The organism is Massilia sp. CT11-108 (genome assembly GCF_047302915.1).
Classification (GTDB): Bacteria; Pseudomonadota; Gammaproteobacteria; order Burkholderiales; family Burkholderiaceae_D; genus Telluria; species Telluria orientalis.
Genome location: NZ_JBKYMO010000027.1, coordinates 1 through 25,303, shown reverse-complemented (window position 1 = coordinate 25,303; position 25,303 = coordinate 1). Strand labels below are relative to the sequence as shown.

Sequence of the window (25,303 nt, the reverse complement as noted above, 5' to 3'; positions counted from 1 at the left end):
GCGGACACGACGCGCCCGGCGGCATGCTCGGCAGCACCCGCTTCGTCGAGCAGCGCGGCCACGCGCGCCGTGGCGACGACCGCCTGCTGCAGGCCCGAGAACTGCATCGTGATCTGGATGAGCGGTTCCACGACGCGCGCGATGTAGCTGATGAACGCGTACAGCACGCCCACTTCGACGGCATTCATGCTGCGCTGGCCGAAGCTGTAGATGACGACGGCCAGCAGGACCACGTTGAGGAAATCGAGCGCCGGCCGCAGCAGGAAGGCGTTGGCGCGCAGCTCGGCCACGCGGGCCGTGTAGTGCTGGTCGTTGGTGTGGGCGAAGCGTTGGCCGAAGCGGTGCTGCGCATTGTTCGCCTGCAGCACGCTCATGCCACCGATGGATTCCGCCATCTGGCCGTTGATGTCGCTGCGCAGCGCGCGCGCGCGCGTGACCGCCGGCGCGGACAGCCGCTGGTACAGCCACACGATGCCCAGGACCGCGGGCACGAGCGCCAGCACGATCACCATCAGGCGCCAGTCCAGCCACGCCATCGCGATGGACGTGCCGACGAGGACGATGCTGGAATCGAGGATCACGAACAGCACCTGGATATACAGGGTTTTCACCGCCTCGGTGTCGTTGGTGACGCGGCTCACGAGCTGGCCCGTGATGGCGCGGTCGAAGAAGGCCATCGGCAGGCGCAGCACGTGGCCATAGACCCATTCGCGCAGGCGCTGCACGGCACGCATCGCCATGCCGGACAGGCGCACGAGCTGCAAAAAGCGCAGCCACGACGCGGCCATACCCGTGACGACGACGCCGGCCAGCAGCCACCCCATGCGCGTCCAGTCGAGGTGGTGCGGTAGCAGGTGGTCGTCGATCAGCTTCTTGCCCAGCAGGGGACCGACCACTTCCAGGCCGGCCGCGAGGATCAGCCACAGCGTGGCCCAGCCGAGGTGGGCGCGGTCTGGATGGGCGGCGCGGCGCAGCAGGCTTGTCGCCTGGCGCGCCTGCGCCGCAGTTACACTCTTATTCGCACTTTTCTTGACGTCTTCAGATGGCATCGAGGCTGGCCTCCAGTTGCTGGTAGCGCCACTGGCTGGCATACCAGCCGTCCAGGGCGAGCAGTTCGTCGTGCGTGCCGCGCTCCACGATGCGGCCTTCGCGCAATACGACGATCAGGTCCGCGTTCACGACGGCCGACAGGCGGTGGCTCGCGATGATCGCCGACAGTTCCGGGCGTTCGCGCCGCACGTCGTTCAAATGGTCGAGGATGTTCGTTTCCGTGCCCGTGTCGACGGCGGACAGCGCGTCGTCGAGCAGCAGCAGGGCGCTGTCGGCCAGCAGCGCGCGCGCGATCGCCACGCGCTGGCGCTGCCCGCCCGACAGCGTGATGCCCTTCTCGCCGACGGGCGTGTCGTAGCCGTCGGGGAAGCGGAGGATGTCGTCGTGGATCGCGGCCATCTTCGCCGCCTGTTCGATCTCCGCGCGCGATGCGCCCGGGTGGCCCAGGGCGATGTTTTCCGCGATCGATGCGGAGAACAGGAACGATTCCTGCGGCACCCAGCTGATGTGCGCGCGCAGCGTGGCAAGCGTGTATTCGTCGAGTGCGTGGCCGCCCCATGTCACACGGCCGTGCTGCGGCGTGGCCTGGCGCAGCAGCACGCGCAGCAGCGTGGACTTGCCCGCGCCCGTGGTGCCCACGAGGCCCAGCGTCTTGCCCGGTTCCAGGCGCAGCGAGACGTCGTCCAGCGCGGGGCGCGCGTCGTCGCTGTAATGGAAGCGGACATGGTCCAGCACGAGCGGCCCGCGCGCGAGCGTCTCCAGCGTCCCGCGGTCGTCGACGGTCAGCGGCGCATCGAGCAGCGGTTGCAGGCGCGCGAGGGCGGCGCGTCCGCGTTCGATCAGCGACAGCACCCAGCCCGCGGCGAACATCGGCCAGATCAGCTGGCCGAGGTACATGGTAAAACTCGTGAGGCTGCCGATCGTGATCTGGCCCTGCCACACGAGATAGCCGCCGAGGCCCAGCGTGAGGCCGGTGGCGGCGGTGAGCGTGAGGCCGACGGCCGGTTCGTACGCCGCTTCCCATTTCTGCGCGGCGAGGCTCGCGTCGGCGGCGCGCGCGGCCAGTTGCGCGAACTGGTCGGCGCTGCGCTGTTCCAGGCCGAGGGCGCGCAGGGTGCGCACGCCGGACAGCGTCTCCTGCACGTGGTCGTTCAGCGCGGAGAAGCGCTTCAGCGAATCCGTCGACGCCGTGTGGATGTGGCTCGAGATGCGCCAGAACGCCAGCGCCATCAACGGGAACGGCAGCAGGGCGATCGTCGTCAGGCGCCAGTCCACGCCGAGGAACATGATGCCCAGAACCATGACGAGCGTGAGCGTGCCGTCGAAGCCGGCCAGCATCGCTTCGCCGGCCGCCTGCTCGATGGCGTCGATGTCGTTGGTGCCGAGCGCCATCAGGTCGCCCGTGCGCTGGCGCTGGAAGAAGGCGGGGCCTTGCGCGGACAGGCGGTCGTACAACTTCGTGCGCAGTTCCACGCCGAGCCGGTAGGACGCGGAATACAGGCGCAGGCGCCACGCCACGCGCAGTCCATAGATCGCGAGGCCGAGGCCGAGCAGTTGCGCGATCTGGATGAGCAGGTCATGGCCGCCGAGGCGGTGCGCGGCGAGGCCGTCGATCATCGCGCCGACCTTGCGCGGCACGAGCACGGTGCACAGGGCCACGCCGAACAGCATCACCGCCGATGACGCATAGGAACGCCAGTGCCGGCGCACGAAGCCGCCGATCAGCTTTGCCAAACCCATTGAAGATCCTGTTCTTGTTGTTGGTGAGTGAAAAAAGAAAAAGCGGGCCAAGGCCCGCTAATTTACTAGTTTTACAGCACCTTTGCAGATGCCGTGCCGCCGTTACTTCTTGCGCTGCGAGCGCGAGGTCTTGCCGCCGTGCGTCACGACGCGCAGCGGCGGCGTGCTCTCGGTCGGCGTGACGATCGGCAGTTCCACGTGCGGACCCGCTTCCAGCGGCACGGTCGATGCGATCGGATGCTCGGCGGCGGCCGGCTTCGGTGCGACCTTGTTCAGCGCTTTCGCGAGCGGCTTGGCCCTGGCGGGCGGCACCTCGTCGGCGATGGCCGTTTCGACCGGATCGGCGGCCGGCGCTTCCGGTTCCGCGGACACCGCTTCGGTCACGGTGGTCGTGATCGGTTCGGGCGCCTGCGGCTCGGTCTGGGGCTCGGCCTGCGGCGCGGCCGCTTCTTCGTCACGGCTGATGGCCTGGGCACCCGCGTCCAGCGCCGCTTCGGCCAGCGCGCAGCCGGTATCGACGGCGGCGCTGACGATCTCGCTGTTCACGGTGGCCGCATCGGCCGTCGCGATGGCTGCCTGCTCCATGAACTGGGGCACGGACGTCGGGATGTTCGCGGTCGCGGCGGGCACCAGTTGCAGCGGCTGCTGCGTGCTCCAGCTGCGCTCGTGCGTGCCGGCGGCAATGCCCAGCAGCTCGCGGCCGTAGGAAAAGAATTGCTGCCACTGGCCCTGGGCCGTGGTGCCGATGGCCAGGAAATCGCGCGGGTTGGTAATTTCGAGCAATTGCTTGAAGGTTCCCGTAGCTTGTTCGACCGACGCGCGGGAGGTCTTCATGTTGAGCGCAATCAGCTGTTCGGCGCTGTCGATCGCGCGCTGGCTCAATGCCCGGAACACGTCGAGCTGTGCTTCCCATTGGGACTTGCGGACGGCGGACAACTGTTCGGAGAATGAAGTCATCTGGGTTCCTTGTCTTTCAGGTTGTAACCATTCGGTTTATGACGCACTGCAATAAGTCTAGTGTAAAGGGGTTCATGCGGGATGAAAAGGGAATTCTATGTTGTTTTTGCAAGGAAATCTTGCGGTGCAGCATTGAGGTTTGATATATATCATTGACAAGATGATCAGCGTGGTAATCTGATGAGGTCCCAACCATCAGGAGCCCGCGCATGGATCTCGTTCTCCGCAACGCCACCCTGGCCGATGGCCGCAAGGTCGACATCGCCATCGCAGGCGGCACCATCGCTGCCGTCGAGCCCGCCTTGCCGCAACGTGGCGCGCGCGAGATCGACGTCGGCGGCGACCTCGTGACGCCGCCGTTTGTCGACGCCCATTTCCACATGGACGCGACGCTCAGCTATGGCCTGCCGCGCGTGAACGAATCGGGCACCTTGCTGGAAGGTATCGCGCTGTGGGGCGAGCTGAAGCCGCAACTGGCGCAGGAGGCGCTCGTCGAACGCGCGTTGCAGTATTGCGACTGGGCCGTGGCGCGCGGCCTGCTGGCGATCCGCACCCACGTCGATGTGTGCGACGACCGCCTGCTGGCCGTGGAGGCGCTGCTCGACGTCAAGCGCAAGGTCGCGCCTTACATCGATTTGCAACTCGTCGCGTTCCCGCAGGACGGCCTGCTGCGCAGCAAGACCGCTTTCGACAATCTCAAGCGCGCCATCCGGATGGGCGTGGACGTCGTCGGCGGCATCCCGCATTTCGAACGGACGATGGCCGACGGCGCCGAGTCCGTGCGCCTGCTGTGCGAATTCGCGGCGGAGCAGGGGCTGATGGTCGACATGCATTGCGACGAAAGCGACGATCCCTTGTCGCGCCACATCGAGACCCTTGCCGCGGAGACGCTGCGCCTCGGCCTGCAGGGCAGGGTCGCCGGCTCGCATCTCACGTCGATGCACTCGATGGACAACTATTATGTGAGCAAGCTGCTGCCGCTGATGGCGGAATCCGGCGTCGCCGCGATCGCGAATCCCCTCATCAACATCACCCTGCAGGGCCGCCACGACACGTACCCGAAACGCCGGGGCATGACGCGCGTGCCGGAATTGCTGGCGGCCGGCGTGCCGGTGGCGTTCGGCCACGATTGTGTGATGGATCCGTGGTACGGCCTCGGTTCCGGCGACATGCTGGAAGTCGCGCACATGGGCCTGCACGTCGCGCAGATGACGGGCCAGGCCGCGATGCGACTGTGCTTCCAGGCCGTCACGGAAACGCCCGCGCGCATCCTCGGCTTGCCGGGCTATGGCATCGCGCCGGGCTGCCGCGCGGACCTCGTCTGGCTCGACGCGGGCGACCCCGTCGAGGCCATCCGCCTGCGCGCCGCGCGCCGGCTCGTGCTGCGTGCCGGCGAAGTGATCAGCGAGGCGCCGCCGGCGCGCGCGAGCCTGCGCCTGCCGGGCCGGCCGGCGTCGGTTGATTTCCGATTGGAACGATTGAAGCGGGCGGAGCAGTAACGGGCGGCACGAAGTCTTTCCTACCTTTATTCAGCGGAAATTTTCTACGTCCCCTTACCGGATCGGCATCCGTGCAGCCGAATCCCAAGGTAGAATCTTGCGCTTTCGATACGTCCCAGCAGGTCACGCAGTGAAAGACATCCAGATTCGTCCCGCTACTGAAACTGATTTCAATGCTATGTGGACCATTTTCCAGGCGCACGCGGCCGAGGGTGAAACCTATGCCCAGGACGCGGACACGAGTCGCGAAGACACCTACGATTACTGGTTCGCACCCGAGGCGTCGACCTATGTCGCGGTGCGCGGCGAGGAGCGGATCCTCGGGATGTACAAGCTGCAACCGAACCACGTGGGACGCGGGGCGCATGTCGCCAATGCGTCGTACATGGTCAGTCCGAACGCGCAGGGCGTCGGCGTGGGTCATTTACTCGGCGAGCACAGCATCGGCGAGGCCCGCCGCAAGGGCTACCTGGCCATGCAGTTCAACTTCGTCGTCAGCACGAACAATCCCGCGATCCACCTGTGGAAGCGGCTCGGCTTTTCCATCGTCGGCACCTTGCCGAAGGCGTACCGCCACCGCCGGCTCGGCTATGTCGATGCGTACGTGATGTACAAGCTGCTGGAAGACCCCGCGCGCTGGCCGCTGCCGGAAGAAGACTGATGCCGGTGGATATCCTCGCGACCCCGCGCCTGCGCCTGCGCACCGCCGACCGCGACGACGCCGACTTCTATCTTGCGCTCGTCAACGATCCCGGCTTCCTGGAGCATATCGGCGACCGCGGCATCCGCACGCGCGAGGATGCCGTGCAGGCCCTGCTCGACGGCCCGATCGCGATGCAGGCCACGCGCGGCCACTCGCTGTACGTCGTCGAACTGAAGGACAGCGGCACGCCCATCGGCATGTGCGGCCTGATCAGGCGCGAGACGCTGGACGGCGTCGACATCGGCTACGCCTACCTGGCGCGTTACTGCGGCCGCGGCTATGCGTACGAGGCCGGCATGGCCGTGCTGGCGCTCGCGCCCGCGCTGGGCCTCAAGCGCGTGCTGGCCATCACGTCGCCCAACAACCTCGCGTCCAACGGCCTGCTGCGCAAGATGGGCATGCGGTACGAACGGTTCGTCCACCTCGTGCCGGGCGACGCCGGCAGCAATTTATACAGCATGGAATTCTGATTCCGGTCACTGCCGGGTCGAACCCCACGGGAAGAACCAGGTCAGCGGCTTGTCCACGCGCGCGGCCCACGAGGCCTCGTTGTGGCGCGCGCCCTCGGCCTTGTAGAACATCAGGTCTTCGCTGTCGCGATAACCCTTGGCCAGCATGGCGTCGCGCATCTTCGCCGTGTCGTCCAGGCCGTCGTCGCGCGTGCCGGCGTCGAGGTAGAACTTCACGGGCACGCGGTCCGGCACCTTCGCCAGCAGCGCCCCGTTGTTCCACCAGAACGAGCTGGAAACGCCGCCCGCCTTCGAGAAGATGTCCGGATGGCGCTGCGCGATCAGCACCGAGGCGATGCCGCCCAGCGACGAGCCCATGATCGCCGTCGTGTCCTTGCCGGGCAGGGTGCGGTACGTGCGGTCGACGTACGGCTTCACCGTCTCGACGATGAACGCGTCGTAGGCATTCAGCTTGCCCCCGCCGTATTTCGGGTCGCAGCAGGGCGTGTATTCGGGGATGCGTTCCGGCGTGTTGTCGATGCCGACGACGATCACCTCGTCCATCACGCCCGTCGCCACGAGACGGTTGACCGTCTCGTCGATGCCCCATTCGACGCCGTACGATGCCGTCTTCGCATCGAACAGGTTCTGGCCGTCGTGCATGTACAGCACGGGGTAGCGCTTCGCCGCGTTCTCGCCGTAGCTGGGCGGGAGATAGATGCGCAGCGCGCGCTTGTTGTCCAGTTGCGGCGACGCGAAATCCTTCACGATCGTCACCTTGCCGAACGGCGGGCCGAAGAACGGGTAGATGTCGACCGTGCCGCCCGCCGCCAGCTTGTACACGCCGCCGATCGACACCTTGTCCGCGCCCAGCGTGGGCTTCATCTGGATGTCGCCCAGCGTGTCCGGCCACGTGAACGTCCACACGTTCAGCGGGCCGCCTTCCGGCTTCGCGGGCACGCCCTGCGACCAGCCGGCGGCGCCCTTGTCGGCGCGGATCTGGATCGTGTCCTTGCCCGCCGCGTAGTGGATGCGCACGGTGGTGGCGTGGGCCTGCGCCAGCATGAGGCCCGCCGCTGCGGCGGCGATTGCGATTCGTTTCATCATTTCGTTCCGTTGGTCCGCAGCAGCCGCACGCCGTAGATGTCGAAGCGGTTCGACGGACCGTCGACGCCGCCGGCCGCGCTGAAGCTGCGGTTGCTGTCCAGATAACTCATGTTGTAGAAGTCGCTCATCCCGATCCGGTACGCGACGTTCGCCTTCAGGCGCGCCGCCAGCGGGGTCGAATACACGGTCGGCGTGTTCGCCTTCTCGATGCGCGCGTGCGGCAGTTGCACGACGCCTTGGGCGACGATGCGTTCCGACTCATCCTTGAGCGCCAGCCATTTTACGCCACCGCTGATGCCCAGGTTGATCTGGTTGGCACCGTTGTGATAGCGGACCTGCACGGCGTAGTCGCCCGCTTGCGGGACGCGCACGTCGCGCACGTCGAGGCGGTCGGCCGGCTGGCCCCAGTTGGCGAGATGCGCTTCGGCGAAGCGCGCATTGCCCGGTGCGATGGCCACGCGGGAGTCTACGCGCGGGTCGGTGGCGGCGATCGCCACGCTGGCGCCCGCGCAGCGCGGCACGCTGTGGTGGCTACGGTTGCCGGACGATGTGTATTGCGCTTCGGCGGCGTAGCATGCCGCGGCGCTGTTCTCGCGGTCGGCCCATGTGCCGGCGCCGAGATTCGACGCGACCAGCTTGCCGTCGCGGTAGATGTTGTAGGTGATGCCCGCCTGCTGGTCGGCCGGTACGATCGTCACCGTCGTCGTCCCGCCCGCGCGCGCGACGCCATCGATACGCGGCTCGCGTGGGCCGAACACGGTCGGCGTTTCCGCGTACGGATCGGCGCTCACGCGGCGGATGGCCGTGGCGCCGTCGACCAGCTTGCCCAGTTGGACCTCGATGTCGCTGTGCGCATCCAGCGCGCTCCACGGGATGCTGCTGCCGGCCGGCTTGCCGTCGACGAGGATGCGCTCGACGGCGTAATAACCGCTGGTGCCGGCCGCCGGCACGGGCGGCAGCCGCAGTTTCACATTGACGGCGCGGCCCTGCAAACGCAGGTTGTACAGCGCGATGCTGTCGCCCGCCGCGAACACGCCGCCGCGCAGCTTCGCCGTCACGAACGGCTTCACCTCGATGCCTTCACGTGTCGTGGAAACGCCGAACACGTCGCGGATCACCATGCCGAGATAGCCGCCGACGGACCACAGCTGGCGCTTCGAATTGATGACGGGGCCGATCAGGTTCGGATGCGCCTCGTCCAGCAGCAGCGGCTGGCCGGACAGCCACTCCAGGTTTTCCATGTTCGACATATTCAGCGCCGCGCCCCGCATCAGCGTGTCGTACGCGGCATCGGCTACCGCGACGTTGCGGCCCGCGATCGCGGCGCGCAGGCCGTACGCGGTGACGAACGGCCACATCGCGCGGTTGTGGTAGACGGGCAGGTCCTGCTGTTGCGGCCAGATGACGGGCGCGCCCATCGGGCCGTGCGGATAGCTGGCGAGGATTTTCTGCGCCCGCGCGCCGTCCGCGACGCCGGTGATGATCGCGAGCGACTGTCCCAGCCAGTCGAACTTGTGCAGCGGCGCGCCGTCGAAGTGCGGGGCCGTGAGGCTGCTGTACATGCCGGCGTCGTCGAGCCACAGGCGCGTGTTGATCGCGCGCTTCAGGTCGCGCGCCCACCCCTCGTAGCGCGTGGCGCGGCGAATGTCAGCCCGATCCCCCTGTTCGCGGGCCAGTTGTGCCGCGAGCGTCAGCGCCTTGTAGTGGCCGACGTTGGTCGACAGCGCTTTCGAACTGGCCATCGATGCCAGGTCGTCGGTGATCCATTTCGCGTACGTCTGGTCGCGCCAGTCGAGGAACGATTCCTCGCCCGTGTACAGGCCCGTCGTCTTGTCGAACGCGGCGATGCGGTCGTTCTCGATCGTGTTCGCCAGCGCCTGCAGCGCCTTCGTCGCGAACGCCGCGCGCTCGCTGGCCGGCAGCGTCTTGAGGACTTCTTCGGCCGCGAAGGCCCACGTGATGCGGTCCGTGCTGACGGGCCAGCTGCCGCCGCTGCCCGTGTCCTGCACGATCTGCAGGCCGTCGGGCGTGCCCGCGACCTGCGGCGCCTTCGGCACACCGGCGCGCCAGCCGGACAGTTTGAACAGCAGCGAATTGCGCACGCGTTGCGGATCGAGCATGGCGAGACCGAGGTCGGCTGCGTACGACAGGTCGCGCGTCCACACGTAATGCCATTTCTCGCCCGTCTCGAAGCAGTCGCACGGGATCGCGGCGCCGCCGTTGTAGTTCCCGTCGCGGATCTCCTTCACGGAATCCAGCTTCATCTCGTGGCCAGCCAGCGCGAACAGCGCGTCGAACGCGAGGTTGCCGCTGCGGACGACGGGCAGCGTGGCATCTTCCTCGTACGTCGTCGCTTGCGGGCCCGGGTCGCGCAACTGCATCGTCGTCGAATGCGCATAGCTGCGCAGCGGCGCCTGCGGATCGCGCACGGAGAAGCGCGCCGATTCTTCCTTGCCGTCCCAGGTGGGGAAGGTCAGGGTGGCCGCCGATCCGCACGCGGGCGTCTCGACCTGCGTCACCGTCAGCACGGGGCGCTTCGGGTCCGACACGTCGACGCGGAAGCGGAACGTGGTCGTCGTCTTCGTGAACAGATAGTCTTCCGGCCCCGCTTCCGTCGCGAGCGGATAGGCGTCGCCCGGCTTGACGCTGACGCTGGCGGCCGGATTCGCGACCCATTCCGCGGCCCAGTCCTTGCTGCCGATCTTGAAGGCGTGGTTGCCGGGGCTGACGAGGATGTCGGCCTGATAAATTCCTTTGCCCTGATGGACCAGGACGTTGTCCGTGCCCCAGCCGTTGAAGGCGCCGCGCACATAGATGTCGTAGCGCAGCGGCGGGGCTTCGGCCGCGATGGCGGCGACGGATTGGGCGAAGAGGGCGGCGGCGAGAACGGTGTGCTTGATCATGGCAGGATTCAGAGTTCGAGGATGACAACGGATTTCGCGGGCAGGCGGATTTCCTTGCCCAGGTCGAAACGCTTGCCGGTCAAGACGTCGGTCCCGGCCGCGACCCCGGACAGCATCTCATGGAAGCGCCCGGCGGGAAGCACGGCTTCCTTCCCGTTCGCATTGAACGCGACCATGACCTTCTTCTTGTCGCCCGGTTTCCCGTCATAGCGGAAGTAGACCCACGTATTGTTCTGAGGCCCGTATTGCATCAGCTTCCCGTCGTGCACGACGGCCGCGCCCTTGCGCCAGTTGACGAGCTTCTTCACGAACGCCTGCGCCTCGCGCTGGCGCGGCGTGAGGCCGGCCCCGGTGAAGGCGTTGACCTTGTCGCCGGCCCAGCCGCCGGGAAAGTCGCGGCGGTAGCTGCTGTCGTCGCGGCGGTCGACGGTGCTCGTCATCAGGAGCTCGTCGCCCACGTAGAAATGCGGGATGCGGGGCATCGTCATGATGAACGCGAGGTCCATCTTCCAGCGCTCGACGTCTTCGCCGACGACGCTGTACAAACGCGCCATGTCGTGGTTCCCCTCGAACAGCACGAGGTTCGACGCGTCCGGATAGAGATAGTCCAGCGACAGCATCTCGTACACGTCGTTGAAGACGTTCTCGTTCTTTCCGCCGGCGAGGGCCGTGCGCATCGCCTCCGCCAGCGGGAAGTCCATCATGCTGGGCATCGAGGTGGGAGCGCGCTGCCAGTGCGCGACGACGGGCGGCAGCTTGCTCCATTCCTCGCCCACCATGTTCAGGTGCGGATACTCGGCCAGCACGCGCTGCGTGTATTGCGCGAGGAAGGCGCCGTCCGAATAGCCGAACGTGTCGATGCGCAGGCCGGACAGGCCCGCGTACTCGATCCACCAGATGCTGTTCTGGATGAGGTAGTTGGCGACGAACGGGTTGGTCTGGTTCATGTCGGGCATGCCGGGGCTGAACCAGCCGGTGGTGAAGTTGCTGGCGTCTTCCTGCGCCGCATACGGGTCCTGCACGGCCGTCCGGTGGTGCATCGTCGCGACGAAACGGCCGTCGTTGTGGTTGATCCAGTCCGGCGTCGGCAAGTCCTTCATCCACCAGTGATTCAGGCCGATGTGCGACAGCACGACGTCCTGGATCACGCCGATGCCGTGCTTCTTCGCTTCGTTCGACAGCCGCAGGTAGTCCTCGTTGCTGCCGTAGCGCGGGTCGATCCGGTAGTGGTCCGTCGCCGCGTAGCCGTGGTAGGACGCGGCCGGCATGTCGTTTTCGACGAGGGGCGTGGGCCACAGCTGCGTGAAGCCCATGCCCGCGATGTAGTCGAGGTGGTCGATGATGCCCTGGATGTCGCCGCCGTGGCGGCCGTGGCCGAGCTTGCGGTCGAGTTTATCCGCGAGGGCGGGCACGCTGTCGTTCGAAGGATCGCCGTTGGCGAAGCGGTCCGGCATCAACTGGTAGATCGCGTCGGCCTTCCCGAAACCGTTGCGTCCGGCCGAGCCGGATGCCCGCGCCAGCAGGCGGTAGATGTGGCGGGTCGGATGCGCGCCGCGGAAATCGATCGCGACGTCGCCCGGCTGCGCGTCGGGGGCGATGTCCAGGTCGATGAACAGGTAGTTGCGGTTGGCCACGCGGGTGACGGCCGCGATGCGCACCCCGGGGTAGGCGATGGCCGGTTCCAGGTCCGCGATGGCGGGGCCGTGCACCATCAGTTGCAGGCGGTGGTCGTGCATGCCCGTCCACCAGAACGGCGGGTCCACGTGGTCGATGACGGCCGGTGCGGCGGTTGCGCCGGTAAGGAAGAGGCTGCCGAGCAGCAGGACGGCGAGGCGGGGCGAAATGCGCAATGTGGTCTCCGGAGCGTAGTCGGACTACAGCGATTTACTCAGTTTGTTGCCTAGGAGTAATGCGCTTATTACATTATTGCTCGGAGAATACTACAGACACTTGAGCGCAGCAACGCAACCTCCCCGCCGAATCTCTAGTTTTGCTACACGGTGTTGCGAGCGGCGGGCAAGTCGGAATGTGGGAAAATCCCAACATTCCGTAAAACTACTACGCAAGTTTGCCCCGAAAAGGTGCAAAACCCCCCTAAGTTGGTGCGCAGAAATCGATTTGTAGCGCGACTACAATGCCTGCATGCTTATTTTGTAGCTCGAATACAACGAGAAAAGTCGTTTTTTAGTCAATTCAGCGTAAAACTCCTACATTCCCGTAATCGAAGGCAACTCGCGTTGACAGTGCATCTAGTTTTAATACAGAATCCTTGACAGAACGTACGTACTTATAAACGTTTGCTTTCTGGCTCCCGGAGCGGGCTCAAGCTGCCGTCGTCGGGAAAAACAATGAGATCTGATGATTTGAGGGGACAAATGAAGATTTTTAATGGCAAGCACGCGCGTAACATCAATGGCGCACTTGTGTTCAAGCTGAGCCCGGTTGCCGCCGGTTGCGCCGTGTTCCTGTCGGCGCTCGGCACCAACGTCTACGCCCAGGACGCCACCGTCTCGCAAGCCGCCCAGGCGACGGACGCCAACGGCAACCCGGTCAGCACGGTGACCGTGACCGGTATCCGCCGCGGCATCGAGGCGGCCATCTCCATCAAGAAGAATTCCAACTCCATCGTCGAAGCGATCTCGGCGGAAGACATCGGCAAGCTGCCGGATGCCACCGTGGCCGAATCGATCTCGCGCCTGCCGGGCGTGACCGCGCAGCGCGACAAGTCGTCGGGCCGTGCGTCCGCGATCTCCGTCCGCGGCCTGTCGCCGGACTTCAACGGCACGCTGCTGAACGGCCGCGAGCAGGCGTCGGCGGGCGACAGCCGCGGCGTCAAGTTCGACCTGTACCCGGCCGAAATGCTGGGCACCATCACGATCTACAAATCGCCGGACGCCAGCCTGATGGGCCAGGGCATTGCCTCGACCATCGACCAGCGCACCGTGATGCCGCTGGACTTCGGCAAGCGCACCGTTGCCGTCGGCTACAAGGCCATGCGCTTCGGTGAGCACAACAACGGCCTGGGCACCGGTACCGGCTACCGCTCCACGCTGACCTACATCGACCAGTTCGCCAACCGCACGATCGGCGTGGCCCTGGGTGCCGTGAAGTTCAACGACACGGGCGCCGAGCAGTTCCAGGCCGACGGCTGGGGCGGCGGCGCGGGTTCGGCCACGTACAACGGCCAGACCGTCAAGGTCCCGAACGGCTTCAAGACCGACGTCCAGCGCGACCCGCAGACCAACAAGGGCGTGATGGGCATCCTGCAGTTCCGTCCGAACAAGGACTTCGTCACCACCGTCGACCTGTTCCACTCGAAGAACACCGACAACACCAAGAAGACCGGCCTGGAAGGCTCCGTCTGCGGCAGCACCGGTTCGTACGACCCGAACGGCGTGCTGACCAACGCCACCATCGTCGACGGCGTGGCCACCTCGGGTACCTGCACGAACTTCAAGGGCGACGTCCGCAACCACATCGAAGCCGTCACCGACACGCTGAATTCGTGGGGCGTCAACAGCCGCCTGCGCCGCGAAGGCTGGACCGTCACCGGCGACATCGCCGGCTCCAAGGTCACGCACGATTCGAACCGCTACGAGACGACGGCGGGCCAGCCGGGCAATGCGACGAACCTGTCCACCATCTCCTGGACCGGCTACAACGGCAAGGACAACCTGGCGCCGACCTACACGACGTCGCTGAACTACGCCGACCGCGGCCAGGTCGTGCTGACCGACCACGCGGGCTGGGGTGGCGGCCTGACCGGCAACCCGCAGGCCGGCTACGTCGCCGTGGGCACGACCACCGACGAGATCAAGTCGTACCGCCTGTCCGCCAAGCATGACATGGAACTGGGTCCGCTGACGGCCGTCGAATTCGGCGTCAACCGCACCAACCGCAACAAGGGCCGCGACCAGAACGAAGGCAACCTGGTCGTCGGTACCGGCCCGTACGGCTCGGCACCGGTGCCGGGTACGGACGTCCTGGTGACGCCGCAGTCGGGCATCCCGGTCGTCGCGTGGAACCCGCTCGGTTCGCTCGGCACGGTCTACCAGCTGCTGCCGAAGGTCGACCAGCCGATCCAGACGGACAAGAACTGGGATGTGTCGGAGAAGGTCTCGACCGGCTACCTGATGGGTAACCTGGAAGGCGAGCTGTTCGGCCTGTCCTACCGCGGCAACATCGGCGCGCAGTACATCCACACGAACCAGAGCTCGACCGGTACCGTGGTCGACACGAGCAAGTGCGCCGGCGTCGCCGGCCAGGCTTGCCCGGCCTATGTCGTGCGGGGTCACCACTCGTACAACGACTTCCTGCCGAGCCTGAACCTGGGCTTCGAGCTGCCGTACGACCAGATGTTCCGTGTCGGCCTGGGCAAGACGCTGTCGCGCACCAAGATGAGCGACCTGCGTCCGGGCGGCGGCGTGAGCCTGAACACGTCGTTCCACGACGGTCCGATCCTGTCGGGCAGCGCGGGTAACCCGAACCTGGAACCGTTCCGTGCGAAGGCGCTCGACCTGTCGTGGGAAAAGTACTTCACCGTCAACGGTGCCAAGGGCTATGTCGCCGTCGCCGGCTTCTACAAGAAGCTCGACACCTACGTGCTGACCGTCCCGAAGACCGTCGACTTCGCGACGAGCGGCCTGCTGAGCGCCAAGACCCCGCTGCCGGCGTCGGGTCCGAATGCCGGTTCGACCGTCGGTATCCTGAACACCCCGGTCAACGGCACGGGCGGCAACATCAAGGGTATCGAGCTGACCGCGTCGCTGCCGTTCGCCATGTTGTCGAAGTACCTGAGCGGCTTCGGCGTCGAGGTCAACCACTCGAGCACCCTGAGCTCGGTGAACCTGCTGACGACGGGCCTGACCGTCATCGACACGGGCGGCGTCGCGACGATCCCGCTGCCGGGCCTGTCGCGCCAGGTGACCAACCTGCGCCTGTACTACGAAGCGCATGGCTTCCGCGCGTCGATCGCCGCCAAGCACCGCAGCGACTTCCTGGGCGAGATCAGCGACTTCCAGGACAACAACCAGCTGACCTTCATCCGTGGCAACACGACGGTCGACGGCCAGCTGACGTACGAGTTCGGCGACAACACGATGCTGAAAGGCCTGTCGTTGACGGCCGCGGTGAACAACTGGACGAACTCGCCGTTCATCCGTTACGCCGCGAACCCGAGCGAGATCGCCGAGAAGATCACGTTCGGCCGTACGTACAGCCTGGGCGCGAGCTACAAGTTCTAATCCGTTATCCTGTCGACGCCGACAGTTAATTGAAACACCCCTGCCGGCCCTGGTCAGCAGGGGTGTTTTTTCATGATCGCGAGACCGAGCATGCAAGTACCTCATCTGAACACCATCGTCATCGTTGGCGGCGGCACCGCCGGCTGGATGACCGCCACCGCCCTGGCCACCGCGCTGCGCGGCCGCTACCGCATCCGCCTCGTCGAGTCCGACGAGATCGGCATCGTGGGCGTCGGCGAAGCCACCATCCCGATGATCCAGCGTTTCAATACCGTCGCCGGCATCGACGAAGCCGAGTTCTTGAAAGCCACCAACGGCACCTTCAAGCTCGGCGTCGAGTTCGTCAACTGGGGCCGCCTGGGCGACCGCTACACGCACGGCTTCGGGCGCCTGGGCCAGGACCTGTGGATGGTCGGCTTCGAGCAGTACTGGCACAAGATGCGCGCGCTGGGCCAGGCGCGCGACCTGGCCGATTACTCGATCACGCGCGCCGCCGCGCGCGCGAACAAGTTCATGCTGCCGCGCGCGGACTTGGGCAATTCGCCGCTGGCCGAGATCACCTACGCCTACCACTTCGACGCCGGCCTGTATGCGCGCCACCTGCGCAAGCTCTCGGAAGCGCGCGGCGTGGAGCGCACCGAGGGGAAAATCGTGCGCGTGACGCAGCGCGAGCACGACGGCCACGTGGACGCCGTCGTGATGGAAAACGGCGAGCGCATCGAGGGCGACCTGTTCATCGACTGCTCGGGCTTCCGCGGCCTCCTGATCGAGCAGACCCTGAAGGCGGGCTACGAGGACTGGAGCCATTGGCTGCCGTGCGACCGCGCCCTGGCCGTGCCGTGCGAATCCGTGCCCGCGCTCGCGCCATACACGCGCGCGACCGCCCACAAGTCGGGCTGGCAGTGGCGCATCCCGCTGCAGAACCGCATCGGCAACGGCCACGTCTACTGCAGCCGCTACATCAGCGACGACGAGGCGGCGCACGTGCTGCTGTCCAACCTGGACGGCAAGCCGCTCGCCGACCCGCGCCCGATCCGCTTCACGACGGGCATGCGCAAGAAAGCGTGGGACAAGAACGTGGTGGCGATCGGCCTGTCGAGCGGTTTCCTGGAGCCGATCGAATCGACGAGCATCCACATGATCCAGGACGCGATCCAGCGCCTGCTGGACTACTTCCCGGACCAGGGCTTCAGCGCGGCGGACGTCGAGGCGTTCAACCGCCTGTCGCGCTTCCACTACGAGCGCATCCGCGACTTCATCATCCTGCACTACTACGCCAACCAGCGCGACGACGCCGCGTTCTGGCAGGAGTGCGCGCGCATGGAGATTCCGGCCACCCTGCGCGACAAGATCGACCTGTTCCGCACGCACGGCCGCCTGCGCCGCGTCGACGGCGAACTGTTCACGGAAGTCGGCTGGCTGCAGGTGCTCGTCGGGCAGAACATCCATCCGCAAGCGTATCACCCGCTGGTCGACGTGCAGTCGGAAGAGGGCATCCGCGAGTACATGGAAGGCGTGGCGGACGTGATCCGGCAATGCGTCGATTTCATGCCCGATCATGCGGCGTTCATCGACGGGTATTGCAAGGCGCCGAAGATGTAAGCGTTTTCACCTGGAAATTTGTACCCGAACTACATTTATAAGAAGTATGTATTTACTAGGATTGCTTCTAAAATGCCTTTTTCTGGTGCATTTTGTGGGTGAAAACCACAATCTCTTCACTTAAATCTCTGTCTCGTTGACATGTAATCTAGTTTTAATACAGAATCGGTTCCGAACGTTCGAGCCCGTGGCCGGCGCACGCTTCGGCAAAAGGCTGACGTTCCTCTTATAAGCACACTGATTCTGTCGAGGGGACATATGAAGATTTCGAAGGGCGGTCAGCCCGTATTCCAACTGAGCCCGGTCGCCGTGGGTTGCGCCATGTTCCTGGCGCTCGCGGGCGCCCAGGCATCCGCGCAGACGCAGGCGGCCGACGGTGTCCAGGCGGCGCCGGTCAACACCGTCACCGTCACCGGCATCCGCCGCAGCATCGAGGACGCGATCGCCGTCAAGCGCGATGCGACCAGCATCGTCGAGACCATCTCCGCCGAGGACATCGGCAAGCTGCCCGACATCAGCATCGCCGAATCGCTGGCGCGCCTGCCGGGCCTGTCGGCGCAGCGCGTCAACGGCCAGGCGCAGCAGATCAGCATCCGCGGCACGTCGGGCGACCTGTCGACCGCGCTGCTGAACGGCCGCGAGCAGGTCAGCACGAGCGCGAACCGCACGGTCGAGTACGACCAGTATCCGTCCGAGCTGATCAACGCCGTCACCGTGTATAAAACGTCGGACGCATCGCTCGTCGGCCAGGGCCTGTCCGGTACGGTCAACCTGCAGACGATCAAGCCGCTGTCGCTGCGCGAGCGCGTCGTCACGCTGAACGTGCGCGGCGAGAAGAACAGCCAGGGCAAGCTCAGCACCGGCTCGAAGGACAAGGGCAGCCGCATCAGCGCATCCTACGTCGACCAGTTCCTGGGCCGCACGCTCGGCGTGGCGGTCGGCTACGCACGCGCCGACAAGCCGAACGAGTCGAAGCAATTCGAGACCTGGGACTGGGTCGACAATACGTCGTCCGTGCCGGGCAAGACCGTCAAGGTTCCGAAAGGCATCAAGTCGCTGGCGCAGACCGGCAACCAGGTGCGCGACGGCCTGATGGGCGTCGTGGAATGGCACCCGATCCGCGAATTCACGTCGACGATCGACGCGTACCACTCGCGCTTCAAGCTCGATGAAGACCGCCGCGGCATGGAAGTGCAGCTGACCGACGACGGCAACGTCTCGTTCACGCCGGGCACCATCAACGGCAACGGCGTCATGACGGCCGGTACCGCCAACAACGTCAATCCGGTGGTGCGCAACAACCACTACCGCCAGAACGACACGCTGACGGCCTACGGCTGGAACAACAAGTACATCGCGGGCGACTGGACCTTCGTCGCGGACCTGAGCCACTCGCAGGCCGACCACAAGGAAGAACTCGACGAGATCAACACCGGGCTCGCGGCGCGCCAGACGATGACGTTCGACTACGCGAACGGCACCATCCCGAACATCGGCCTGACCGGCGTGTACAACAACCCGGCGCTGCTGGCCATCGGCGGCCAGTACGGCGACGGCTACGTCAACGCGCCGCACCTGAAGGACAAGCTGAACTCGTTCCGCCTCAGCGCCGAATACCGCTTCGACAGCAAGCTGTTCAACAGCATCGAATTCGGTGTCAACGCGTCCAAGCGCGACAAGCAGAAGCAGCACCTCGAGACCGGCTTCACCAAGCTGGGCACGGGCGCCATCGCCGCCGGTGCCGTCAACGGCTCGCAGTCGCTGTACGCGCTGCCCGATACGCTGAGCTGGGATATCCCGGCCGTGCTGGCGCAGAACTTCGGTCCGTACACGCCGGCCGTGCTGGTGCCGTGGGGCGCGACCAAGAACTGGACCATCACCGAGAAGGTCCAGACCGGCTACGCCAAGCTGAACATCGACACCGAACTGATGTCGATGCCTCTGCGCGGCAACGTCGGCATCCAGGCCGTGCACACCGACCAGAGCTCGACCGCCAAGACGCTGCGCGCCTGGCCGTTCGCCGACCTGGTGCCTCTGACCGACGGCAAGAAGTACAACGACTATCTGCCGAGCATCAACCTGATCTGGAGCCTGCCGGAACAGCAGATCATCCGCTTCGGCGCCAACAAGACCCTGGCGCGTCCGCGCCTCGACGAGTTGAACGCGTCGCGTGAAGTCGGCCTGACGCACCAGAGCACCGGTACGCCTTACGGCAACGGCGGCAATGCGCAGCTGGATCCGTGGCGTGCGAACGCGGTCGACCTGTCGTGGGAAAAATACTTCGGCAACAAGGGTTATGTGCAGGTGGCGGGCTTCTACAAAGACCTGAAGTCCTACATCTACACCGTCACCGAGCCGCGCGACTTCGCCGAGTACCAGCTGCAGGGCGCGACCAGCAACATCGGCACGATGACCCAGCCGAAGAACGGCAACGGCGGCAAGCTGCAAGGCCTGGAACTGGCCGCGTCGGTGCCGCTGGACATGTTCACCCCGGTGCTCTCGGGCTTCGGCATCACGGCCAACGCGGCGTTCACGACGAGCGAGATCTCGATCAAGAACCAGAGCTTCGGCGACATGAGCATCCCGCTGCCGGGCCTGTCGAAGCGGGTGTTCAACGTGACCGCCTACTATGAGAACGACGGCTTCTCGGCCCGCGTCGCGCAGCGCTACCGCAGCGACTACGTGGCCGAGATCGGCGGCGTCGGCGGCGCGACCGAGCTGACGTTCACGAAGCCGGACCGCGTCGTCGACCTGCAGCTCGGCTACGACTTCAAGCAGGTCAAGGGCCTGTCCGTGCTGTTCCAGGTGAACAACCTGACCGACACGGCGTTCCAGACCTACTCGGGTTCGACGGACCGTCCGCGCGGCTACACGAAGTACGGTCGCCAGATGCTGTTCGGCTTCAATTACAAGCTGTAATCGGTCGGGGGCGCCCAGCCTCCGACGCAGTCTCCATGCCCCTTGCCGTTGTTGCGGCAAGGGGCATTTTGTTTGGTGGCGCAGCGGAGGAGGGCCTTCCATCGCTGCGTCATGGATGTATTTTTGCTACAACAAGAGACTTCACATTTCCTTCATAAACAGAGCGATTCGCGCTATTTGTTGCAAAACTACATTTTTTGATTGGCATTCCGTCTACGTTAATTCCAGAATCGACCTCGCTGTTTGAACGCTGAAGCCGGCTGTGCTTCCGCACTTGATCACATCAAAAAGACTCGAGGGGATACATGAAGATTCTGTGTAGCAAACATACGGTGGGAGAACATGCAACGTGCGTGTTCAAACCGAGTCCGGTCGCCGCCGGTTGTGCCGTATTCCTGTCGGTGCTGGGCGCCAACGTCCAGGCACAGGATGCGGTACAGGCACTGGATGCCAACGGCAACCCGATCAGCCAGGTCACCGTGACGGGCATCCGGCGCGGCATCGAAGCGGCGATCTCGATCAAGAAGAATTCCAACTCCATCGTCGAGGCGATCTCGGCGGAAGATATCGGCAAACTGCCGGACGCGACCGTCGCCGAGTCCGTCTCCCGCCTGCCGGGTGTGACGACCCAGCGCGACGCCCGCACGGGCCGCGCGGCGTCGATCTCCGTGCGTGGCATGTCGCCGGACTTCAACGGCACCCTGCTGAACGGCCGCGAACAGGCGTCGGCGGGCGACAGCCGCGGCGTCCGTTTCGACCTGTATCCGGCCGAGATGCTGGGCACGATCACCGTCTACAAATCGCCGGACGCCACCCTGATGGGGCAGGGCATCGCCTCGACCATCGACCAGCGCACCGTGCTGCCGCTGGACTTCGCCAGGCGCACCGTCGCCGCCAGCTACCGGGCGCAACGTACCGGCGCGCACAACGAGGACCTGGGCAGCGCCAGCGGCTACCGCACGTCGCTCGCCTATATCGACCAGTTCGCCAACCGGACGGTCGGCGTGGCCCTGGGCGTCGTGAAGTTCAGCGACAACGGTCCCGAGCAGATCAACGACGACGGCTGGGGCGGCACGACGGGCACGGCCACGTACAACGGCCAGACCGTGACGGTGCCGAACGGCTTGCGGACGGACGTGATCCACAACCCGAACACCAATAAAGGCCTGATGGGCATCCTGCAATATCGTCCGAGCAAGGACTTCCTGACGACCATCGACCTGTTTCACTCGAAGAACACCGACAGTCCCAAGCGCACCGGTTTCGAAGGGTCGACCTGCGGCAGCACGGGTGGATATGACCCGGTGGGCGTGCTGAGCAACGCGAACATCGTCGATGGCGTGGCCGTGTCCGGCACCTGCTCGAACTTCAAGGGCGACATCCGCAACAATACCGAGGTCGCGGTGGACACGCTGAATTCCTGGGGCATCAACGGCCGCCTGCGCCGCGGCGACTGGACCTTCACCGGCGACGTGTCCGGGTCGCGGGTCAGGCACGACTTCACGCGCTACGAGACGACGGCCGGCCTCGTCGGCAACACGCCCAACGCCGACCTGGACAGCATCTCGTGGACCGGCTTCGACGGCCGGAGCAATCTGTCCGCGCTGTACAAGACCGCCCTCAGCTATACCGACCGCAGCCGCATGCTCCTGACCGACGTCGACGGCTGGGGCGGCGGCCTGACGGGCACCCAGCAGTCCGGCTACGTGGCCATCGGCGCCACGACCGACGAGATCAAGGCGGCACGCTTCGGCGTCCGGCATGACGTGGAGCTGGGACCGCTTACCGGCATCGAATTCGGTCTCAACCGCACCAATCGCACCAAGAGCCGCGACACGGACGAAGGCAGCCTGCTCATCGGCACCGGGCCGTACGGCGCGGCGCCCATGCCGGGCACCGAGACGGTCGTGACGCGCCAGTCGGGCATCCCGGTCGCGTCGTGGAACCCGCTGGGGTCGCTCGGCTCGGTCTATCACCAGCTGGCGAAGGTCGACCAGGTGATCCAGACCGACAAGAACTGGCATATCTCGGAACAGGTCTCGACCGCGTACGTGATGGGATCCCTGGAAGGCGAGCTGTTCGGCCTGCCGTACCGCGGCAACGCCGGTGCCCAGTACATCCACACGAACCAGGGCTCGACGGGTCTCATCGTCGACAACGGTCGATGCGCCGGCGTCGCCGGCCAGGCTTGCCCGGCCTATACAATTGCCGGTCACCATTCATACAACGACTTCCTGCCGAGCCTGAACCTGAACGTCGAACTGCCGGCCGACCAGGTGCTGCGCCTGGGCATCGGCAAGACCCTGTCGCGTCCGAACATGAGCGACATGCGCCCGGGCGGCGGCGTGGGACTGGATGCGACGAACCCCGCAGGGCCGATCCTGGCCGGCGGTTCCGGCAACCCGAAGCTGGAACCGTTCCGCGCGAAGTCGTTCGATTTGTCGTACGAAAAATACTTCGAAGCGAACGGCGCCAAGGGCTACGTGGCGATGGCCGGCTTCTACAAGAAGCTCGACACCTATATCCTGCGGGCGCCGCAGCGTGTCGACTACGCGTCGACCGGTTTCCTGGTGTCCGGCATCCCGCTGCCGGCGACCGGTCCGAACGCCGGGTCGACGGTCGGCATCCTGACCACGCCGAGCAACGGTTCGGGCGGCAACATCAAGGGGCTGGAACTGACGGCGTCGCTGCCGTTCGCGATGCTGACCCGCTACCTGGGCGGCTTCGGCGTCGAGGCCAGCTATTCGAGCACCCTGAGCTCGGTGACCCTGCCGCGCAGCGGCATCACGGTGATCAGCAACGGCAGCGTCAACGCGATTCCGCTGCCGGGCCTGTCGCACACGGTGACGAACATGCGCGTGTATTACGAGCGCGCCGGATTCCGCGCATCCGTCGCGGCCCGCAAGCGGGGCGACTTCGTGGGCGACATCCACGACTACAAGGACGACGCGAGCCTCACCTACATCAAGGGCAACACGACGGTGGACGGGCAGCTCACGTACGACTTCGGCGACACGACCATGCTGAAGGGCCTGTCGCTCACGGCGGCGGTGAACAACTGGACCAATTCGCCGTACATCCGCTACAACGGCGACCCGACCAGCGTGGTGGAAAACGTCCGGTTCGGCCGTACCTACAGCCTGGGGGCGAGCTACAAGTTCTGACCGGCAGGCGTTGTTTCATGCGCGGATGTCGCTGCCGGGCGTCATCCGCGTGAAATTCTGGCAGCGGGGGAGGGCTCAAAGTAGTAAACTGTAGGATTGCTTACGATTTTTGAATATTCCTCCATGCAAGACACACAGCTCCCGACCTTCGCCGACCTCGACATCCCCGCACCCATCCTCAAGGCACTGAAGGAGGTCGGCTACGAGACGCCATCTCCGATCCAGGCGGCCACCATTCCTCTCCTGATGGAGGGACGCGACGTGCTGGGGCAGGCGCAGACGGGTACCGGCAAGACGGCCGCCTTCGCGCTGCCCGTGCTGTCGCGCATCGACGTCAAGAACCCGGCCGTGCAGGCCCTCGTGCTCGCGCCCACGCGCGAGCTCGCGATCCAGGTCGCCGAAGCCTTCCAGAGCTATGCCGCGCACCTGAAGAACTTCCACGTGCTGCCGATCTACGGCGGCCAGAGCTACGGCCCGCAACTGTCGGCGCTGCGCCGCGGCGTGCAGGTCGTCGTCGGCACGCCGGGCCGCGTCATCGACCACCTCGACAAGGGCTCGCTCGACATCTCGCAGCTGAAGACCCTCGTGCTGGACGAAGCGGACGAGATGCTGCGCATGGGCTTCATCGACGACGTCGAGCGCATCCTGCAGGAGACCCCGCAAGGACGCCAGACGGCACTGTTCTCGGCCACGATGCCGCAGCAGATCAAGCGCATCGCCAAGACCTACCTGAACGAGCCGAGCGAGGTGACGGTCGCCGCCAAGACGACGACGGCCACCAACATCACCCAGCGCTACTGGCTCGTCGCGGGCATGCAGAAGCTGGATGCCCTCACGCGCATCCTGGAAGCGGAGCCGTTCGACGGCATGATCGTCTTCGCGCGCACGAAGCTCGGCACCGAGGAACTGGCGTCCAAGCTGCAGGCGCGCGGGTTCGCGGCGGCCGCCATCAACGGCGACATGGCCCAGCAACAGCGCGAGCGCACGATCGAGCAGCTCAAGAACGGCAAGATCGACATCCTCGTCGCCACCGACGTCGCCGCGCGCGGCCTGGACGTGGAGCGCATCAGCCACGTGATCAACTACGACGTGCCGTCCGACCCGGAAAGCTACACGCACCGCATCGGCCGCACGGGCCGTGCCGGCCGCAGCGGCGACGCGATCCTGTTCATCACGCCGCGCGAGCGTGGCCTGCTGAAGGCGATCGAACGCGCCACGCGCCAGCCGGTGGCGCCGCTTACGCTGCCCACCATCAAGGCCGTCAACGAAGTGCGCATCACGAGGTTCAAGGAGCAGATCGGCGAGACGCTGGCCGCGGGCGGCCTGGACGTGTTCCGTTCCCTGATCGAGGACTTCGAACGCGAGCAGAACGTGCCCGCGATCGACATCGCGGCCGCGCTGGCCAAGCTGTATCGCGGCGACGAGCCGCTGCTGCTGGAAAAGCCCGATCGCGAGCCCAAGCCCGAGTTCCGCGAACGTGAGGAGCGTCCGGCACGTCCTACGCGCGCGACCTTCGCCGACGAGCGTCCGGCGCGCGCGGGCAGGGAAGGATTCAAGAAGGAACGCGTCGAGCGCGCGCCGGAGCCGGGCATGGCCACGTACCGCATCGAGGTAGGCCACTTCCACGGCGTCAAGCCGGGCAACATCGTGGGCGCCATCGCCAACGAAGGCGGCGTGCCGTCGAAGGAAATCGGCCGCATCGAGATCTACGACGACTTCAGCACGCTCGACATGCCGGCCGACCTGCCGCGGGACCTGCTCGACCACCTGAAAAAGGTGTGGGTGGCGGGCCAGCAGCTGGGCATCACGCGCGACGGCCAGGAACCGCCGGAGCAAAAGCCGGCGAAGCGCAAGTTCGCCGACAAAAAGCCCCGCAAGTAAAACACCGGGGTGGGGGGCCCCGGTTTTTGGATTTGTGGAAAAAGGGGGGGGGGGCCCCCGGGGGGGGGGGGTGTTTGTTGTGAGTT

At 65.7% G+C, this 25,303-nt stretch carries 14 protein-coding genes; 8 read left to right on the top strand and 6 right to left on the bottom strand.

The window, feature by feature from the left end:
- From ACEN88_RS04865 to ACEN88_RS04855, 3 genes are all read right to left on the bottom strand, one after another.
- Nucleotides 1–1,049 (bottom strand): ABC transporter ATP-binding protein (locus tag ACEN88_RS04865; protein ID WP_413337662.1); only part of this gene is annotated, 1,049 nt, incomplete at its 3' end.
- The gene (locus ACEN88_RS04860) at nt 1,039–2,790 is read right to left on the bottom strand and encodes an ABC transporter ATP-binding protein (RefSeq protein ID WP_413337661.1); all 1,752 of its coding nucleotides are present in this window, start codon (nt 2,788–2,790) and stop codon (nt 1,039–1,041) included. The genes ACEN88_RS04865 and ACEN88_RS04860, both read right to left, overlap by 11 nt.
- 102 nt (nt 2,791–2,892) lie before the next feature.
- Complete coding sequence (locus ACEN88_RS04855; protein WP_413337660.1) at nt 2,893–3,747, bottom strand: phasin family protein; 855 nt, start codon at nt 3,745–3,747, stop codon at nt 2,893–2,895.
- A 209-nt stretch (nt 3,748–3,956) separates the two neighbouring features.
- Between ACEN88_RS04855 and ACEN88_RS04850 the strand changes: the two genes are divergently transcribed.
- The 3 genes from ACEN88_RS04850 to ACEN88_RS04840 all read left to right on the top strand — a co-directional run bounded on the left by ACEN88_RS04850 (nt 3,957) and on the right by ACEN88_RS04840 (nt 6,419).
- A complete protein-coding gene (locus tag ACEN88_RS04850) occupies nt 3,957–5,246 on the top strand; it encodes an amidohydrolase family protein (protein WP_413337659.1) in 1,290 nt (429 codons plus the stop codon).
- A gap of 178 nt (nt 5,247–5,424) precedes the next feature.
- A complete protein-coding gene (locus ACEN88_RS04845) occupies nt 5,425–5,907 on the top strand; it encodes an N-acetyltransferase family protein (RefSeq protein WP_413337658.1) in 483 nt (160 codons plus the stop codon).
- The gene (locus ACEN88_RS04840; protein WP_413337657.1) at nt 5,907–6,419 is read left to right on the top strand and encodes a GNAT family N-acetyltransferase; all 513 of its coding nucleotides are present in this window, start codon (nt 5,907–5,909) and stop codon (nt 6,417–6,419) included. The genes ACEN88_RS04845 and ACEN88_RS04840 overlap by 1 nt, the downstream gene beginning before the upstream one ends.
- A gap of 6 nt (nt 6,420–6,425) precedes the next feature.
- Here ACEN88_RS04840 and ACEN88_RS04835 read toward each other — a convergent pair whose 3' ends face one another.
- The 3 genes from ACEN88_RS04835 to ACEN88_RS04825 are packed head-to-tail and all read right to left on the bottom strand — an operon-like array spanning nt 6,426 to nt 12,258.
- The gene (locus tag ACEN88_RS04835) at nt 6,426–7,502 is read right to left on the bottom strand and encodes an alpha/beta hydrolase (RefSeq protein WP_413337656.1); all 1,077 of its coding nucleotides are present in this window, start codon (nt 7,500–7,502) and stop codon (nt 6,426–6,428) included.
- Nucleotides 7,502–10,408 carry an esterase gene (locus tag ACEN88_RS04830; RefSeq protein ID WP_413337655.1) on the bottom strand — a complete coding sequence of 969 codons (2,907 nt, stop codon included), beginning with the start codon at nt 10,406–10,408 and terminating at the stop codon, nt 7,502–7,504. Before ACEN88_RS04830 ends, ACEN88_RS04835 begins: the two co-directional genes overlap by 1 nt.
- A gap of 8 nt (nt 10,409–10,416) precedes the next feature.
- Nucleotides 10,417–12,258, bottom strand: a complete 1,842-nt coding sequence (locus ACEN88_RS04825) for a glycoside hydrolase family 13 protein (RefSeq protein ID WP_413337654.1) — start codon at nt 12,256–12,258, stop codon at nt 10,417–10,419.
- Between the two features lie 525 nt (nt 12,259–12,783).
- On the opposite strand from ACEN88_RS04825, the gene ACEN88_RS04820 reads away from it, so the two are divergent.
- The 5 genes from ACEN88_RS04820 (at nt 12,784) to ACEN88_RS04800 (ending at nt 25,217) form a co-directional block, all read left to right on the top strand.
- Complete coding sequence (locus ACEN88_RS04820) at nt 12,784–15,651, top strand: TonB-dependent receptor (protein ID WP_413337653.1); 2,868 nt, start codon at nt 12,784–12,786, stop codon at nt 15,649–15,651.
- Between the two features lie 90 nt (nt 15,652–15,741).
- Complete coding sequence (locus tag ACEN88_RS04815; RefSeq protein ID WP_413337652.1) at nt 15,742–17,253, top strand: tryptophan halogenase family protein; 1,512 nt, start codon at nt 15,742–15,744, stop codon at nt 17,251–17,253.
- Between the two features lie 258 nt (nt 17,254–17,511).
- Nucleotides 17,512–20,172 carry a TonB-dependent receptor gene (locus ACEN88_RS04810; RefSeq protein WP_413337651.1) on the top strand — a complete coding sequence of 887 codons (2,661 nt, stop codon included), beginning with the start codon at nt 17,512–17,514 and terminating at the stop codon, nt 20,170–20,172.
- A gap of 353 nt (nt 20,173–20,525) precedes the next feature.
- A complete protein-coding gene (locus ACEN88_RS04805) occupies nt 20,526–23,336 on the top strand; it encodes a TonB-dependent receptor (RefSeq protein WP_413337650.1) in 2,811 nt (936 codons plus the stop codon).
- Between the two features lie 123 nt (nt 23,337–23,459).
- Entirely contained in the window at nt 23,460–25,217 is a 1,758-nt protein-coding gene (locus tag ACEN88_RS04800) for a DEAD/DEAH box helicase (RefSeq protein WP_413337649.1), read from the top strand.
- The last annotated feature ends 86 nt before the right edge of the window (nt 25,218–25,303 follow it).

What these genes read in the sequence shown, in the direction of transcription:
- ACEN88_RS04860 (WP_413337661.1), bottom strand. Translation starts at nt 2,790, where the DNA reads ATGGGTTTGGCAAAGCTGATCGGCGGCTTCGTGCGCCGGCACTGGCGT.
- ACEN88_RS04855 (WP_413337660.1), bottom strand. Translation starts at nt 3,747, where the DNA reads ATGACTTCATTCTCCGAACAGTTGTCCGCCGTCCGCAAGTCCCAATGG.
- ACEN88_RS04850 (WP_413337659.1), top strand. Translation starts at nt 3,957, where the DNA reads ATGGATCTCGTTCTCCGCAACGCCACCCTGGCCGATGGCCGCAAGGTC.
- ACEN88_RS04845 (WP_413337658.1), top strand. Translation starts at nt 5,425, where the DNA reads ATGTGGACCATTTTCCAGGCGCACGCGGCCGAGGGTGAAACCTATGCC.
- ACEN88_RS04840 (WP_413337657.1), top strand. Translation starts at nt 5,907, where the DNA reads ATGCCGGTGGATATCCTCGCGACCCCGCGCCTGCGCCTGCGCACCGCC.
- ACEN88_RS04835 (WP_413337656.1), bottom strand. Translation starts at nt 7,502, where the DNA reads ATGAAACGAATCGCAATCGCCGCCGCAGCGGCGGGCCTCATGCTGGCG.
- ACEN88_RS04830 (WP_413337655.1), bottom strand. Translation starts at nt 10,408, where the DNA reads ATGATCAAGCACACCGTTCTCGCCGCCGCCCTCTTCGCCCAATCCGTC.
- ACEN88_RS04820 (WP_413337653.1), top strand. Translation starts at nt 12,784, where the DNA reads ATGAAGATTTTTAATGGCAAGCACGCGCGTAACATCAATGGCGCACTT.
- ACEN88_RS04815 (WP_413337652.1), top strand. Translation starts at nt 15,742, where the DNA reads ATGCAAGTACCTCATCTGAACACCATCGTCATCGTTGGCGGCGGCACC.
- ACEN88_RS04810 (WP_413337651.1), top strand. Translation starts at nt 17,512, where the DNA reads ATGAAGATTTCGAAGGGCGGTCAGCCCGTATTCCAACTGAGCCCGGTC.
- ACEN88_RS04800 (WP_413337649.1), top strand. Translation starts at nt 23,460, where the DNA reads ATGCAAGACACACAGCTCCCGACCTTCGCCGACCTCGACATCCCCGCA.